General features: G+C 73.9%; 9 protein-coding genes. 6 read left to right on the plus strand and 3 right to left on the minus strand.

All coding sequences use genetic code 11. The features are described 5' to 3' along the window. Positions 1 to 81: 81 nt before the first annotated feature. Complete coding sequence (locus tag ACFWEP_RS19290) at positions 82 to 783, minus strand: hypothetical protein (protein ID WP_387371501.1); 702 nt, start codon at positions 781 to 783, stop codon at positions 82 to 84. 171 nt (positions 784 to 954) lie between these two features. Next, positions 955 to 2,217 carry a nucleotide sugar dehydrogenase gene (locus tag ACFWEP_RS19295; RefSeq protein ID WP_387371502.1) on the minus strand — a complete coding sequence of 421 codons (1,263 nt, stop codon included), beginning with the start codon at positions 2,215 to 2,217 and terminating at the stop codon, positions 955 to 957. 307 nt (positions 2,218 to 2,524) lie between these two features. Here ACFWEP_RS19295 and ACFWEP_RS19300 point away from each other — a divergent pair, with 307 nt between their 5' ends. The 6 genes from ACFWEP_RS19300 to ACFWEP_RS19325 all read left to right on the plus strand — a co-directional run bounded on the left by ACFWEP_RS19300 (position 2,525) and on the right by ACFWEP_RS19325 (position 15,735). Continuing rightward, positions 2,525 to 4,231: a glycerol-3-phosphate dehydrogenase/oxidase gene (locus ACFWEP_RS19300; RefSeq protein WP_387371503.1), complete on the plus strand. Its 1,707-nt coding sequence runs from the start codon at positions 2,525 to 2,527 to the stop codon at positions 4,229 to 4,231. A gap of 300 nt (positions 4,232 to 4,531) precedes the next feature. Next, on the plus strand, positions 4,532 to 6,598 hold the full coding sequence (locus ACFWEP_RS19305) for a serine/threonine-protein kinase (protein WP_387371504.1): 2,067 nt from the start codon (positions 4,532 to 4,534) through the stop codon (positions 6,596 to 6,598). A 235-nt stretch (positions 6,599 to 6,833) separates the two neighbouring features. After that, the gene (locus ACFWEP_RS19310) at positions 6,834 to 9,935 is read left to right on the plus strand and encodes a protein kinase (protein ID WP_387371505.1); all 3,102 of its coding nucleotides are present in this window, start codon (positions 6,834 to 6,836) and stop codon (positions 9,933 to 9,935) included. Positions 9,936 to 10,173: 238 nt separating this feature from the next. Continuing rightward, positions 10,174 to 11,940 carry a protein kinase gene (locus ACFWEP_RS19315; RefSeq protein ID WP_387371509.1) on the plus strand — a complete coding sequence of 589 codons (1,767 nt, stop codon included), beginning with the start codon at positions 10,174 to 10,176 and terminating at the stop codon, positions 11,938 to 11,940. Positions 11,941 to 12,144: 204 nt separating this feature from the next. Further along, the gene (locus ACFWEP_RS19320; RefSeq protein WP_387371506.1) at positions 12,145 to 13,818 is read left to right on the plus strand and encodes a succinic semialdehyde dehydrogenase; all 1,674 of its coding nucleotides are present in this window, start codon (positions 12,145 to 12,147) and stop codon (positions 13,816 to 13,818) included. Positions 13,819 to 13,896: 78 nt separating this feature from the next. Beyond that, positions 13,897 to 15,735: a GMC oxidoreductase gene (locus ACFWEP_RS19325; protein ID WP_387371507.1), complete on the plus strand. Its 1,839-nt coding sequence runs from the start codon at positions 13,897 to 13,899 to the stop codon at positions 15,733 to 15,735. Positions 15,736 to 16,087: 352 nt separating this feature from the next. Here the strand turns inward: ACFWEP_RS19325 and ACFWEP_RS19330 are convergent, their stop codons facing one another. Continuing rightward, the gene (locus ACFWEP_RS19330; RefSeq protein ID WP_387371508.1) at positions 16,088 to 16,492 is read right to left on the minus strand and encodes a chorismate mutase; all 405 of its coding nucleotides are present in this window, start codon (positions 16,490 to 16,492) and stop codon (positions 16,088 to 16,090) included. Between the last annotated feature and the right edge of the window lie 77 nt (positions 16,493 to 16,569).

A 16,569-nucleotide genomic window follows, 5' to 3' on the forward strand; every position in this document is an offset into this window, starting at 1 on the left:
CCGCTCCGCAGTTTTCGCGCTTAGGGGCATGGGCCCCGACACCCTTGGGGTGGTGGGGGCCCTTCCCCGTACGCGTGCGGGTCAGTCGGAGATCTTCTTGGCGGCGGAGAACGCGGCGAAGCCGGCGATCCCGAAGAAGAGGATGCTGATGAAGTCGGTGTCGGCCTTCCAGATCTCCTGGAGCACGCCCAGGTGCTGGAAGAACATCTCCGAGACGGAGACCGGGAGCTGCTTCGAGGCCATGATCGCGTCGGCGAGCAGCTGGCCGAAGTAGACCGAGCCCAGCGCGAACACCACGGAGGCGAACGGCAGTACGGGGTTGCGGCCGCCGGTCTTGCCCGCGACCCAGCCGACGAGGAGACCGACGACGACCGCCGCGTAGACGAACTCGCGCTCGGTGGCGCCGGTGATGCCGCCGTAGATCGCGCCGACGGCGAGGGCGGTGCCGAAGGACGCGAGCAGGCCGAGGGCCAGGTTGTTGCGGACCGGACCGGTGATCGGTGCGAACGGAACGCCGGGGAACTGACCCGGCTGACCCGGCTGGCCGGGCTGCTGCGGGGCGAAGGGGTTGCCGGTGGGCGGTGCCAGGGGGGCGGGCGCGCCGACGGGCGGTGCCAGGGGGACGGGCGCGCCGACGGGCGGTGCCAGGGGGACGGGCGCCCCGACGGGCGGTGCCGCCGGAGCCGGCGCCTTGGGCTGCTCGGCCGCGTACGGGTTGCCCTCGACGGGCTGCCCGCCGAAGGGCGGCTGGGGCTGACTGGGCGGCGGCACGGGCTGGCTCATGGTGAAGATCCCCCCTGGGACGGACGCGCGCACGACTGTGCGGCAGATACGCAACTCTGTGCGAAGGTGACGCCGCAGGCTAGCAGCCACCTACGACATCGCTCACCGCAATACCGGCCCGCCCCGCGTCCGCCCCGCGCCCGTCCCCGCCCGCGGGGCGAGTCCCGGCCTTCACAGCCGGTGCGCGGCCCCCGCCGGAGTGGCCCCCCGGGTGTCGAGCAGCAGCTGTGCCTTCACCGCGAGGCCCTGGAGGTCGTACGTCCGGTGGTGCTGGAGGAGCAGCGTCAGGTCGGCGGCGGCCGCCGCCTCGTACAGCGAGTCGGCGCGGGGGACGGGGGCGTCGCGGATCCGCCAGTCCAGGACGTGCGGGTCGTGGTAGCCGATCTGGGCACCGAGGTCCATCAGCCGGCTCGCGATCTCGCGGGCCGGGGCCGCCTCCTGGTCGGCGCTGTCCGGCTTGTAGGTGACGCCGAGGAGGAGGATGCGGGCGCCGCGCACGGACTTTCCGTGCTCGTTCAGCAGGGTGGCGCTGCGCCGGATCACGTAGCTCGGCATGCGGTCGTTGATCTCCTGCGCCATGGACACCAGCCGCAGCGGCGGGCCGGGGGCGTGGCCGGGGCGGGGGACGCCGCCGGGGTCCAGGGGGACGCCGTGGCCGCCGACCCCGGGGCCGGGGCGGAACGGCTGGAAACCGAAGGGCTTGGTCTCCGCGCACCGGATGACGTCCCAGAGGTCGACGCCCAGCTCGTGGCAGAGGACCGCCATCTCGTTGACGAGGGCGATGTTCACGTGCCGGAAGTTGGTCTCCAGCACCTTCGTCATCTCGGCCTCGCGCGGGCCCCTGGCGCGTACGACCTTGTCCGTGAGCCGGCCGTAGAACGCGGCGGCGGACTCGGTGCAGGCGGGGGTGAGGCCGCCGATGACCTGCGGGGTGTTGGCGTAGGTGTGGGTGCGGTTGCCGGGGTCCAGGCGGCCGGGGGAGCAGGCCAGGTGGAAGTCCCGGCCTGCGCGCAGCCCGGAGCCCTCTTCGAGCAGCCCGCGCAGGAAGTTCTCGGTGGTGCCGGGGGGTACGGCCGACTCCAGCAGCACCGTGGTGTGCGGGCGCAGCCGGGCGGCCAGGGCGCGGGCGGCGTCGCCGAGGGCGGTCAGGTCGACGGTGCGATCGGCCCCGAGGGGGGTGGGGGAGCAGATCACCGCGGTGCGCACCCGGCCGAGTTCGGTGGCGTTGGTGGTGGGGCGGAAGCCCCGGGAGAGCATCCTGCGGACCTCGGAGGCGGTGAGCGATCCCTCGACCGGGGTGCGCCCCGCGCTGAGATCCGCGTACGGGCGGGGGTCGGTGTCGTAGCCGATGGTGTCGATACCGGCGGCGACCGCTGCCTGGGCGAGTGGCAGGCCGAGGTGGCCGAGGCCGATGACCGCGAGGTCTGCGGGCATTCGAGGGCCGTCCTTCTCCTAGAGCCATGGAGGACCGAAGCGCAACCGCTGAGGGCCGTGCGAGGTCAGACTAGGCGTAAATATGACCTGCATGTCGCATTTATGTCGTATTCGATGATTGCTGTCATGCGTGGCCGCGCACCGCCGGTACCCGTTCGTCAGGCCGCCGATGGGCGGCGTTGTCCACAGGCGGTGGCTGAAGTCGCCCGTCGCGGACAGAATCGGGAGGTGGGAACGTCCGGCCCGGCCGGATGTCACCGGACACATCGCCCGGTGCCCGCCCACCCCGATCCACCGGGAGGCAGAGTTGAGGACATCGACACTGGGACCCGCCGAGCGCGCCGAGGCGCTCGCCGCGATGGCCGAACGCGAACTGGACGTACTGGTCGTCGGGGCGGGCGTGGTCGGCGCCGGGACGGCGCTGGACGCCGCCACCAGAGGACTCGCCACCGGACTCGTCGAGGCACGCGACTGGGCCTCCGGCACCTCCAGCCGGTCCAGCAAACTCATCCACGGCGGCCTGCGCTATCTGGAGATGCTCGACTTCGCCCTGGTCCGCGAGGCGCTCAAGGAACGCGGACTGCTGCTGGAACGCCTCGCCCCCCACCTGGTGAAGCCGGTGCCGTTCCTCTATCCGCTCCAGCACAAGGGCTGGGAGCGGCTGTACGCGGGCTCCGGCGTCGCCCTCTACGACGCGATGTCCCTCTCCTCCGGACACGGCCGGGGGCTCCCCGCCCACCGCCACCTCTCCCGCCGCCGCGCCCTGCGCGTGGCACCCGCGCTCCGCAAGGACGCCCTGGTCGGAGCCCTGCAGTACTACGACGCCCAGATGGACGACGCCCGCTACACCGCCACCCTGGTGCGTACCGCCGTCAGCTACGGCGCGCACGCGGCGAACCGTGCGCGGGTGTCCGGATTCCTCCGGGAGGGCGAACGCGTCGTCGGCGCCCTGGTGGAGGACGTCGAGACCGGCGGCCGGTACGAGGTCAGGGCCAAGCAGGTGGTGAACGCGACCGGTGTGTGGACCGACGACACCCAGGCGCTGATCGCCGAACGCGGACAGTTCCACGTCCGCGCCTCCAAGGGCATCCACCTCGTGGTGCCGAAGGACCGCATCCACTCCTCGACCGGGCTGATCCTGCGCACCGAGAAGTCCGTCCTCTTCGTCATCCCCTGGGGCCGCCACTGGATCGTCGGCACCACCGACACCGACTGGAGCCTCGACAAGGCCCACCCGGCCGCCTCCAGCGCCGACATCGACTACCTCCTCGAACACGTCAACACCGTGCTCGCCACCCCGCTGACCAGGGACGACGTCGAAGGCGTCTACGCCGGGCTGCGCCCCCTGCTGGCCGGCGAGTCCGACGCGACCAGCAAACTCTCCCGCGAGCACACCGTGGCGCACCCGGTGCCCGGCCTGGTCGTGGTCGCGGGCGGCAAGTACACGACGTACCGGGTGATGGCGAAGGACGCCGTGGACGAGGCCGTGCACGGGCTCGACCAGCGGGTCGCCGAGTGCGTCACGGAGGACGTACCGCTGCTCGGCGCCGAGGGGTACCGCGCCCTGTGGAACGCCCGCGCCCGGATCGCCGCCTCCACCGGGCTGCACGTCGTCCGGGTCGAGCACCTGCTCAACCGGTACGGCTCGCTGGCCGAGGAACTCCTCGCGCTGATCGCGGAGAACCCCGCACTGGGCGAGCCGCTGCCCGCCGCCGACGACTACCTCGCGGCCGAGATCGTCTACGCCGCCTCGCACGAGGGCGCCCGCCACCTGGACGACGTCCTCACCCGGCGGACCCGTATCTCCATCGAGACCTTCGACCGGGGTACCCTCAGCGCCCGCGTCTGCGCGGAGCTGATGGCCCCGGTGCTGGGCTGGGACGCGGACAGGGTCGACCGCGAGGTCGAGCACTACGAGAAGCGGGTCGAGGCCGAACGGGAGTCGCAGCGCCAGCCCGACGACCTGACGGCCGACGCGGCGCGGCTCGGAGCACCGGACATCGTGCCGATCTGACGGGGCGTCGCGCGACGGGACCGGAGGCGGTACGTGCCCGCGCGCACGGCCCGCCGAGGCATGGCCGGGCGCCGAGGGGGAACCCGTCGGCAGGGGCGCCGCCGGACCGGGGGCGCCCGGACGGGGCTGCGGCGGGGCGGCTGAAGGCTCCGGCGCCGCCGGTACCGGAGCCCGGGGAGCCGTGCGCCGGAGCCCTTCCCCGGCCCCGTCGGGGCCGACCCCGGACCCGGCACCAGAACCGGTCCCGGGGTGAGGGACAATGGACGCTCTGCCAGGGCGGGTTGATCGCAGAGGGGACGCATGTCGGAGGCGGAGCAGGCAAACGGGCCCCAACGGGACACCGAGGGACGTCTTCTCGCGGGACGGTACCGGCTCGGGAAGGTGCTCGGGCGAGGCGGTATGGGTACCGTCTGGCGCGCCGACGACGAGACGCTGGGCCGTACGGTGGCGGTGAAGGAACTCCGGTTCCCGACGGCCATCGACGAGGACGAGAAGCGACGGCTGATCACACGCACCCTGCGCGAGGCGAAGGCGATCGCGCGCATCCGCGACACCAGCGCGGTCACCGTGTTCGACGTGGTGGACGAGGACGACCGGCCGTGGATCGTCATGGAGCTCATCGAGGGCAAGTCCCTCGCCGAAGTCATCCGTGAGGACGGCACCCTGACGCCCCGCCGGGCGGCCGAGGTCGGCCTGGCCATTCTCGACGTGCTGCGCGCCGCGCACCGCGAGGGCATCCTGCACCGGGACGTGAAGCCGTCCAACGTGCTGATATCCCAGGAAGGCCGGGTGGTCCTCACCGACTTCGGCATCGCCCAGGTCGAGGGCGACCCCTCGGTGACCTCCACGGGCATGCTGGTCGGCGCACCCTCGTACATCTCGCCGGAGCGCGCCCGCGGCCACAAGCCCGGCCCCCCCGCCGACCTCTGGTCGCTCGGCGGTCTGCTCTACGCGAGCGTGGAAGGCAGCCCGCCGTACGACAAGGGCTCGGCCATCGCCACGCTGACGGCCGTGATGACCGAACCGCTCGACCCGCCGAAGAACGCGGGTCCGCTGAAGGACGTCATCTACGGCCTCCTCACCCGCGACCCCGAGCAGCGGCTCGACGACGCCGGTGCGCGGGCCCTGCTCACCGCGGTCGTCAGCGCACCGGAGCAGCCGGCCGCCCCGCCCGCCGACGCCACCCAGGTCATGGCCGTACCCACCGGGGTGGGCCCGTCCCCCGCGGACAGGACCAAGCCCTCGGGCGACGCGCCGGCGTCCTCGCGTACCGGCGAGGGAACCCGGGACCGGCTGCGCGGTGCTCTGCGCGCCGCGCGGAACTCGAAGGCCGCCGCAGCCGCAGAGGGAACCGCCGGGGCTGCGGCGGCTGCCGGGGCTTCGAGCGCCTCCGCCACCACCGCCGGCACCCCCGCCGAGCCCGCCGCCGCCCCCACCACCGGCTCCCGGCCCGGCGCGACCCCGGCCACGCAGGCCACCCCGGGGGCCGCCACGGCCTCGGCGTCCGGCGGACTGCCGCCGCGCGGTCCCGGCGCGTCCACCCGCGCCTCGCTCACCGACGTGGTGCCGCGCCGGACCCTGGCGATCATCGCCGGGATCGTGGTGCTCGCCGTCGTCGGCACCGTGCTCGCGCTCAGCCTCGGCGGGGACGACACGGGCGGCGAGGGCACCGGCGGGCAGTCGAGCGCGGCCGGGACCACCACCGGCGGGGCCGACGCCTCCGGGAAGGGCAAGGACACCGGCAAGGACGGCACCCAGGGACAGGGGAACTCCGACGGCTCCGCGAGCCCGTCCACGGCCGGCACCCCGTCGGGGTCCGCCGCCTCACCCGGTGACACCGGGAGCGGCGAGGACGACGGCGCCAAGGGTGACGACGGCGGCAAGGACGACAAGGGCGGCGACGCGCTGCCGCAGGGGTACAGGACCGTCACCGACAGCCGCTTCCACTTCACCATGGCGATGCCCAAGTCCTACGGGCGCACCGCCATCGCCGGCTCCAACTCGGGCGGCATCTACAACGCGTCGAAGGGTTCCTTCCCGCGCGTCCAGGTCGACTACAACAGCTCTCCCGGCAAGGACGCCGCCGCCGCGTGGACCGCGGCCGTCGCGGGGGTGAGCGCCGCCAGCAACGACTACAAGCACATCGGCATCAAGAAGGTCGACTACAACGGCTACCCGACCGTCGCGGACTGGGAGTTCGAGCGCACGCAGAACGGCGAGCGGGTCCACGTCCTCAACCGCGGCTTCCGGGCCGACTCCACGCACGGCTACTCGATCATGGTGAGCTGCCCGGCCGGGGAGTGGAACGAGGACGAGTGCCGCACCCTGCGCGAGACGGCGTTCGCCACGTTCGCGCCCAAGGACTGACGCCCGCCGGTGACCGCCCCCGGCGGGCGGTCACCGCACCGGCCGGCGACGGCCGCACCCGGCCCGTACCGCCCGGGTTGCGCGACCCGGACACGCCGTCGCGTCCGGCCACGTATCGTAAGAGGCTGAGAACCGTAGGCAGCCGTGACGGCGTGTCATATGTACGCACATGACCGTGATGTGACGGGTCGCCCGGATCTCGTGACCGGGGGACCGTGCGCTCTGGGGAGGCGTCGTGGACGACTATGCGGGTCGGGTGCTCGCCGACCGCTACCGCCTTCCGCTGCCGCCGAACGACGCCTACGAACTTCTCGAAACCCGGGCCTTCGACACCTACAGCGGCCAGGAGGTCCTGGTCCGGCAGGTGCCGCTCCCCGAGGTCGTCGACGCCGAGGTGCTCGACGGCGACGGCCGGCCGTCACCCGTGCGCCGGGCCACCGGCCGGGCGGTACGCCGTTCCTCGGACCCGGCCGTGCGCCGGGCGATAGAGGCCGCGCAGGCCGCCGCGCAGGTCCCGGACCACCCGCGACTGGACCAGGTCTTCGACGTGTTCGCCGAGGCGGGTTCGCTCTGGATCGTGAGCGAGCTGGTCCCCGCGCGCCCCCTCGCCGCGCTGCTGGCCGAACGCCCCCTCAGCCCCTACCGCGCCGCCGAGATCGGCTCCGACGTGCTCACCGCCCTGCGGGTGCTGCACGCGCACGGCTGGACCCACCGCAACATCACCGTGCGGACGGTGCTGGTCTGCGACGACGGCCGGGTGATGCTGACCGGCCTCGCGGCGGGCGCCGCCGAGGAAGCGCTCTGCGGGTACGTCACCGTGCCCCGTCCCGACCTGGACGAACCGGAACTCCCGCCCCAGCGGCACGAGGCCGAGGGCGAGCACGACGACGAACACGGCCGCGGCGGCGGACACCCGCGCGAGAGCGGATACGACGGCGGGACCGACGGCAGCGGGGACGACGCCGAGGGCGGTGACGGCGACGACGGCCGTCGGTCCGACGGGTACACCCCCGCGCCGCCCGCCGCGCTCCCGCCCGCGCTGCCCGCCGCACCCGTCCCGTACGCGCCGCGGCCGGAGCCCTTCGACCCGTACGCCGACCAGGGCCCGTACGCCGACCAGGACCGGTACACCGACCGTCCGGAGTACGCGCCGCGGCCCGAGCCCCGCGACCCGTACGCGAAGGGCGCCCAGGCGTACCCCGGCGCGCACCACCCGGTGCCGGTCGCGCCGCCGGAGGGCGGTGGGCACGAGCTGGTGCCACGCCCTGCGGCACCCCCCGTCCCGCAGCGCCGGCCCCCGGGCCCCGAGGCGCCGCCCGCCGACCCCGCCGCCGCGACCGCCGCCCAGCTGCGGGCGGCCCGCGCAGGGGCGATAGCGGCCTACCGGGCGGGCGCCCTCGCGGCCTCGGCCCGCGTCACCGAAGAACAGCAGCGCGCCGAGGAGCAGCGCCAGGCGGAAGAGCAGCGGCTCGCCGACGAGCAGCGGCGTGCCGAGGAGGAACGGCTCGCGGAGGAACAGCGGCGTGCCGAAGCCGTGGACGGGCCGGGGCTGCTGCCGCCGCCACGCCCCGCCGCCGGTGCGCTGCCGCCGCTGCCCAGTGGCTGGGGCCGTTCGTCCGCCGACCTCTACCCGGACCGTTACGACGAGGAGGACGACGAGGAGGACGACGACCCGGAGGACCCGGGTCCGGCCGCGCCGGGCCGGCGCGTCCACCTGGCCGGTTCCTGGGAGGACGGCCACTCGGGCCGTCCCGTACCCGCCGGTGGTTCCGGCGCCGACGCCCTGCGGGCCGACACCCGGCGCGAGGTGCTGCCCGCCGCCCGGTCCGGGGCTGCCGTCGAACGTGTTCCCGCCGGCAGTTGGGACGCCGTCGTCGCCGCAGGTGACCAGGGTCCCGTCTACCGGGGGCCCGCCACCCCGCTCGCCGCCGAACGCGCCCGTCAGGCCCGTATCGCCGTCGTCGGAGCCGTCACCGAGCGGTGGGCGCCCGAACAGGCCGGACCGGTCCACGAGAACTGGCAACTCGCCCCGCCCATCGGCCCCTCCACCGACCTCTGGGCGCTCGGCGCGCTGCTCTACCGCGCCGTCCAGGGGCACGCGCCCTACCCGGAGGAGAACGCCGCCGAGCTCGTCCAGATGGTGTGCGGAGAGCCGCCCGCCTTCGCGGAGGAGTGCGGTCCGCTGCGGCCGGTCGTGGAGTCACTGCTGCGCCAGGACCCCGCCGAGCGGCCCGACTTCGAGGAGCTGCGCGGCTGGCTGCGCTCCCTCATCCGGTCCGCCCCGGAGCCCGAGGCGGGCTCGGACGTCGTGCCGCTCCCCGCCGACGACGCCACCAAACTGCCCATCGTCCGCCGCAAGGGCGAACTCGTCCGCAGGCGCCGGGGCCGCTTCCGTTCCGCCTCCCAGGGCCGGCACCGCCAGTCCGCCCACGGCGGTCAGGGTGGCGGCCAGGCCGAGGGTGGGCTGGAGGCCCTCGGGCTGCACGCCTACCCGGAGACCGACGAGCGGGCGTACCAGGAGCCCCCGCGGCAACAGGCGTACCACCAGCCTCAGGAGACGCAGGGGCGCAGGCCCCCGCGTGGTCCGCGCGAACCCAAGGTGCTGCGGGACAACGGCGACCGGCCGCCGCGCCGCCTCGGCCGGCTGCTCCTGGTGCTCGTGCTGCTGGCGCTGGCCGGTGCCGTGGTCTACGCGATGCTCTTCATGCCGAAGAACGACGACGCCACCCGCACGGGCGCCGCTCCCGCTCCCACTCCCGCTGCCACCGACTCCGCGACCCCGGCCGGGTCCCTCCCGCCCGCCGAGAAGCCGTCCCCGTCCGGCAAGACCTCGGAAGCACCCGGTACCCAGGACCCGCAGACGAGCCGGTCCGCCGCCGCGCTCCCGCCGGGCTACACGCTCCGCAAGGACCCGGAAGGGTTCGAGGTGGGCGTGCTGAAGGGCTGGCAGCGCAGCCCGGCCAACACGGACGGGCAGGTCCGTTACGGCAGTGACGGGTTCAGCCTGCTCGTCGTGCCGGGCCGGGACACCGTGCAGGCCAACGGCTCCGATCCGCTGACGTACCAGCGCGACAAGGAGGCGGAGTTGCAGCCGTTCCGCGACTCCTCCTGGGCCACGGCCACCGGGCTCCGCCGGGTCGACGTCGGCCGGCAGGCCATGGCCGAGGGGCAGTACACCTGGCAGGACGGCAACGGCCGTGAGGTGTACGTCCGTAACCTCGCGATGATCGTCGACGGCCGGTACCACATCATCCAGGTCATCGGCCCGGTCAACGAGCGCGACCAGGTCTCCAGCATCTACCAGCAGGTCATCTCCTCGTACAAGGTGACCTCCTGACGGTCCGGAATGTTCCGGTTCGGCGCCGTCCGGGGTCATCACAGTGCGGTCTCATGGGCGGTGCGAGGTTCCCCGCCTCCGAGCCCCTCCGTAACCTGGCACCCGAGGAACGGGGCGGGGACGACACGTGGATCACTCATCGAACAGCGGCAGGCGCACCGACAGGGTCGCCGCGACGGCGCCGGGACTGGTGCTCGCGGGGCGGTACCGGCTGGTGGACGTGCTGGGCCGGGGCGGCATGGGCAAGGTGTGGCGGGCCGAGGACGAACTGCTCCACCGCACGGTCGCCGTCAAGGAACTGACCGCCGGGCTGTACGTCGCGGAGGCCGACCGGGTCGTGCTGCACGCCCGTACCCGCAAGGAGGCGCGCGCCGCCGCCCGCATCAGCCACCCCGGGGTGGTCACCGTCCACGACGTGCTGGAGCACGACGACCGCCCGTGGATCGTCATGCAGTTCGTCGACGGACCGTCACTCGCCGACTCCGCCAAGGAGAACGGCGAGGTCACCCCGCACGAGGCGGCGCGCATCGGGCTCGGGGTGCTCGGCGCGCTGGGTGCCGCGCACGCGGCGGGGGTGCTGCACCGGGACGTCAAGCCCGGCAACGTCCTGCTCGCCCGCGACGGACAGATCCTCCTCACCGACTTCGGTATCGCCGCCATCGAGGGCGACTCGACCATCACCCGGACCGGCGAACTCATCGGGTCGATCGACTATCTGGCGCCCGAGCGGGTGCAGGGCCACGACCCCGGCCCCGCGTCCGACCTCTGGTCGCTCGGCGCCACGCTGTTCGCGGCGGTCGACGGCCGCTCGCCGTTCCGCCGCTCGTCCCCCATCGCGACCATGCAGGCGGTCGTCACCGACGAACCGTCCATCCCCGCGTCGGCGGGCACTCTCGGGCCGGTGATCGCCGCCCTGCTGTGCAAGGACCCGGCGGGCCGGCCCTCGGCCGTCGAGACCGAGCGGATGCTGCGGTCCGTGCTGACCGGTCGCGAACCGCGGACCGCGCAGGTGTACGTGGACACGCGGCACTACCCGGGCGAGACGCGGAGCGATACGAACCCGCCGGCGGCCGGTGGGATCGCGACCGGGCAGGGACCCGCGACCGGACCGACCACGCCGATGGAACCCCGGCCCGGGCAGGCTCCGCCCGGCCACGGCCACGGCGCCCCGGCCGGGCAGCCGGCGGTGGCGTCGCCCGCGCCCGGCTTCGGCGCCCCCACGCCCCCGGTCGGCTTCCCGTACGGAACACCGCCCGGCGGCACCACCGCGGCGACCGGACCGAAGGCCGGATCACGGCGGCGCCGCAACACGGTGGTGGCCGTGGTGGTCGCGGCGGTGCTCGGCACCGGGGCCGGACTGGGCGCGATGCACTACGCCGGTACCGGTTCGGACGACGACGCCGCACCGCCCTCGCCCACCGTCACGGCGGGGGAGTCCGCCACCCCGGGCCCCTCGGACGGGGCCGCGGACCCTTCGGTCGACCCCTCCGACGTCGCCGCCTCGCCGACCGCCGGTTCCGGCGGGACGGCGGGCTCCGCGATACCGGCGGGCTGGAAGCGGGTGGAGGACCCGGCCGGCTTCACTCTCGCCGTCCCGGAGGGCTGGGAGCGCCGGATGGAGGGCACCCAGATCGACTACACCCCGGACGAGGGCGGGCACCGCATCCGCATCAGCATCGACGACGCACCCGACTTCGACACCCCGTACGCCCACATGCTCACCATGGAGGGGAACCTCGTGGACCGGCTGCCCGGGTACGCGCGCGTCTCGCTGGAGGAGAACACCTTCCGCGACTACCCCGGCTCGCTGTGGGAGTTCACCTGGACGGAGACGAAGGACCATCCGGGGGAGCGGCGCGGCATCGACCAGATGTACTTCGCCGGCGACACCGGCGGCCCGGAGTACGCGCTCTACCTCACCGCCCCGGTGGACGACTGGGACGACACCCGGCAGCTGTTCGACACGATGCTGAGGAGCTGGCGCCCGCCCGCCGGGACCGGGTGACCCGCGCGCGGCCGGTGCGGCGGGAGGCGGGCGTGGGGCCGGTGCCCGAGTCGGGCCCCCATGGGCCCGATCACCCGCCGCCGCACGGGGAACCGCGCTGATCAGCGGTTACGTCGCCAGTGATCACTGGCTGGGTGTGGGGAGTGTGAAAAGGCTGTTACCCACGGGTACCCAAAGTCGTCCGGGGGACTTACCCTCGCCCTCATGACGGACTCGCAGGCAGCGGACACGAAGGCAGCGGACTCGCAGGCGGCGGACACGGACGCGGCCGACTCGCAGGCGGTCCCGGCCGCCGGGACCAACCCGGTGGCCGCGGCCCCGGCGGGCGTACGCACGGCGGCCGACGTGGTCACCCCCGACCTGGTCGCCCGGCTGGTCCGCGGTGTCGTCGGCTCGGGACGGACCGCCAACCACACCCCGATCACCGGCGAGAAGCTGGCCGACCTGCCGGAGTCCACCCCCGAGGACGTGGCGACGGCCTTCGAACGGGCCCGCGCCGCCCAGCCCGTCTGGGCCGCCACCCCCGTACGCACCCGGGCCGCCGTGCTGCTCCGCTTCCACGACCTGGTGCTCCAGCGCCAGGCCGAGGTGCTCGACCTCATCCAGCTGGAGACCGGCAAGGCCCGGCTGCACGCCCACGAGGAGGTGCAGGCCGTCGCCGTCGCCTCCCGCCACTACGGGCGCAAGGCGCCCGCGTACCTGCGCCCGAAGCGGCACACCGGGGTCGTACCGACGCTGACCAAGGTCACCGAGCTGCGCCAGCCGCGCGGGGTCGTCGGCCAGATCGCCCCGTGGAACTACCCGCTGGAGCTCTCCGTCGGCGACGCGCTGCCCGCCTTCGTCTCCGGCAACGCCGTCGTGATGAAGCCCGACACCGAGACCGCGCTGACCGCCCTCTGGGCCCGTGACCTGCTGATCGAAGCCGGGCTGCCCGCCGAGGTCTTCCAGGTGGTGCTCGGCGAGGGCCCGGTCGTCGGCCCCGAGGTCGTCCAGCGCGCGGACTACGTCTCCTTCACCGGCTCCACCCGCACCGGCCGCGAGGTCGCCCAGGGCGCGGCGGCCCGGCTGGTCGGCGTCTCGCTGGAGCTCGGCGGCAAGAACCCCATGCTGGTACTGGCCGACGCCGACGTGGAGAAGGCCGCCGCCGGCGCCGTCCGCGCCTGCTTCTCCTCCGCGGGGCAGCTCTGCATCTCCATCGAGCGGCTGTACGTCCACGAGTCCGTCGCCGACGACTTCGTGGCCCGCTTCGCCGCGCGGACCAAGGCGATGCGGCTCGGCGGCTCCCTCGCGTACGGCGCCGACATGGGCTCGCTCGCCGGGGAACGCCAGCTGGAGGCCGTCGTCCGGCACGTGGACGAGGCCGTCGCCAAGGGCGCCACCCTCGTCGCGGGCGGGAAGGCGCGCCCGGACATCGGCCCGCTCTTCTACGAGCCGACCATCCTCGATGGCGTCGAGGCGCCCATGGAGGTCTGCACCCAGGAGACCTTCGGACCGGTCGTCTCGGTCTACCGCTTCACCGACGAGGACGAGGCGATCGCCCTCGCCAACGCCACCCCCTACGGCCTCAACGCCAGCGTCTGGACCAAGGACGCCCGGCGCGGCCACCGGGTCGCCGCCCGGCTGAACACCGGCACCGTCAACATCAACGAGGGGTACGCCCCCGCCTACGGCAGCGTGCAGTCCCCGATGGGCGGCATGAAGGACTCCGGGCTGGGCCGACGGCACGGCTCCGAGGGAATCCTCAAGTACACCGAGGCACAGACCGTCGCCCAGCAGCGGCTGATCCCGCTCGCCCCCGCCTTCGGGATGGACGACGAGAAGTACGCGGCGTTCATGAGCCGCAGCCTCAAGGCGATGAAGGCGTTCCGGCTGCGCTGATCGCGCGCGGCCGTCCGTGACGACCCCAGCAGGTTCCACCGAGGTCCGCGAGACATCGCGACGAGAACGAGGAGAGCCATGCCCGAGGACAGTGCTGCCCGCCATCAGGCCGACGGCGGCGACACCGCCTCCGACGCCGCCTTCGACTACGACGTCCTGGTCGTCGGCTCGGGCTTCGGCGGCGCGGTCTCGGCGCTCCGGCTGACCGAGAAGGGGTACCGGGTCGGGGTGCTGGAGGCGGGCCGCCGCTTCACCCCGGGGACGCTGCCCAAGAACTCCTGGGACCTGAGGAACTACCTCTGGGCCCCCGCCCTCGGCCTCTACGGCATCCAGCGGGTGCACCTCCTCGGCAAGGTCATGGTGCTGGCCGGAGCCGGGGTCGGCGGAGGCTCGCTGAACTACGCGAACACGCTGTACGTGCCGCCCGCCGCGTTCTTCGAGGACCGCCAGTGGGCGGGCATCACCGACTGGCAGGACGAGCTGCGGCCCTACTACGACCAGGCGACCCGGATGCTCGGGGTCCGGCTCAACCCGACGACGACCCCCTCCGACATCCACCTCAAGGCGACCGCCGAGGCGATGGGCGTCGGCGACACCTTCCACCTGGCACCCGTCGGGGTGTTCTTCGGCGACGGCCGGGACGCCGACGGCACGGCGAAGGCGGAGCCCGGCGGCACGGTCGCCGACCCGTACTTCGGCGGCGCCGGGCCCGCCCGGAAGGCGTGCACCGAATGCGGCGAGTGCATGACCGGCTGCCGCCACGGAGCGAAGAACACCCTCACCGAGAACTACCTCCACCTCGCCGAGAAGGCCGGGGCCGTCATCCACCCGATGACGACCGTGCTCTCCGTCACCGAGGACCCGGACGGCCCGGAACACGGCCACCGGGTCGAGACCGTTCCCACCGACCGCCGCCGCAAGGCCGCGCCCCGCACGCTCCGGGCCCGGTACGTGATCGTCGCGGCGGGCACGTACGGCACCCAGACGCTGCTGCACCGGATGAAGGACGAGGGGCGGCTGCCCCGGCTCTCGGACCGGCTCGGCGAACTGACCCGTACCAACTCCGAGGGGCTGGTCGGCGCGCAGACCAGCGACCGCCGCTACCGCCGCAAGCACGGCGCGAAGCCCGACTTCACCAAGGGCGTCGCGATCACGTCCTCGATCCACCCGGACGCCAGCACCCACATCGAGCCGGTCCGGTACGGCAAGGGCTCCAACGCCATGGGCGGCCTCACCATCCTCCAGGTGCCGTTCGCGCGGCGGCGGGTGCTCGCCTGGGTCGGCAGGGTGGTCAGGCACCCCACGATCGCGGCCCGCTCGCTCTCCAACCGCAAGTGGTCCGAGCGGACCATCATCGGGCTCGTCATGCAGTCGCTCGACAACTCGCTGACCGCCTACCGCAAGCCCAGTGGCATCGGAAAGGGCCTGCTCACCGCCCGGCAGGGCCACGGGGCTCCGAACCCGACCCAGATCGCCGAGGCCACGCAGGCCGCCTCGCTGCTCGCGGCGGAGATCAACGGCTTCGCCGGGTCCAACATCGGCGAGCTGATGGGCACCCCGCTCACCGCGCACTTCCTCGGTGGCTGCCCGATCGGGGCGAGTACGGCGGAGGGCGTCATCGACCCGTACCACCGGCTGCACGGCCACCCCGGGATCTCGGTGGTGGACGGCTCGGCGGTCTCCGCCAACCTGGGCGTCAACCCGTCGCTGACGATCACCGCGCAGGCCGAGCGCGCCATGTCGTTCTGGCCCAACAAGGGCGAGGACGACCCGCGACCGGCCCAGAGCCAGGCGTACGAGCGGCTGACCCCGGTGAAACCCGTCACGCCGGTGGTGCCCGAGGAGGCGTTCGGCGCGCTGAAGCTGCCGTTCCTGGGCATCCCGGCCGTACCGCCGAAGCCGGCGCCGCAGGCCTGAGGGCGGGCCGTACGGAGAAACCGGTGGGGGCCGGCCCCGGGCGTCCCCGGAGCCGGCCCCCACACGGGTGACCGGACCGCTGTCCCCTGCCGTCCGGTCACCAGGGCCCGTGGATACAGACCCTCACGCCGGGACGTGGTCCCACGACGCACCTGAGATACGTCACACGTCCGAGCGGAGCCACGCGCGCTTTCCTGCCGACGCCGCCCCTGGTTGGCACGGACACCCCGAACAACGAAGACCAGCCGGGGCCGGACACGCTCCGTACGGGTGAGACGGAGACCGAACGGGGGTGCGGCCGTACAGCCCTGGGCGCGGCGGACCGCCCCTCGCACTCCGCCGCGCGCCGGGTTCACACCCGGCCGCGACAGAGTTCCAGCAGCGTCATCGCGAGCGGGGTGCCGGGCTTCCCGAGCGCGTCCCGGAAGTGGCTGAGCACCTCCATCTCGCGGGAGAGGTTCACCCGGCGGCCCCCGGACGTGATCCTCGCCTCCTGGATGACCGCCGACACCGCCATCCGCTCCTGCACCAGGCCGATGATCCGGTCGTCCAGCGCGTCGATCCGTTCCCGGGCGCCGCCGATCAGCGCCGCGGCCTCCTCGGTGTGCGCCCCGGTCACCTCGGTCGCGGTCTTCGGCGCCTTCCGGGCCTTCGCGGTCTCAGCGGTTTCCGACGGCTGCGGGCTTCCGGCGGCGGGGGCGGTGGGCCCGGAAGCCGTGGTGGAGGAGGTGGCGGCGGGGGTGGTGGCGATGCTCATGGTCGGACTCCTGATCGGGGTGTCGGGGTACGGGCCCCCGGTCCGACAGCCTCCCGAACGCCAAGACGCCCCGGGCC

Source organism: Streptomyces sp. NPDC060198, assembly GCF_042728415.1.
Classification (GTDB): Bacteria; Actinomycetota; Actinomycetes; order Streptomycetales; family Streptomycetaceae; genus Streptomyces.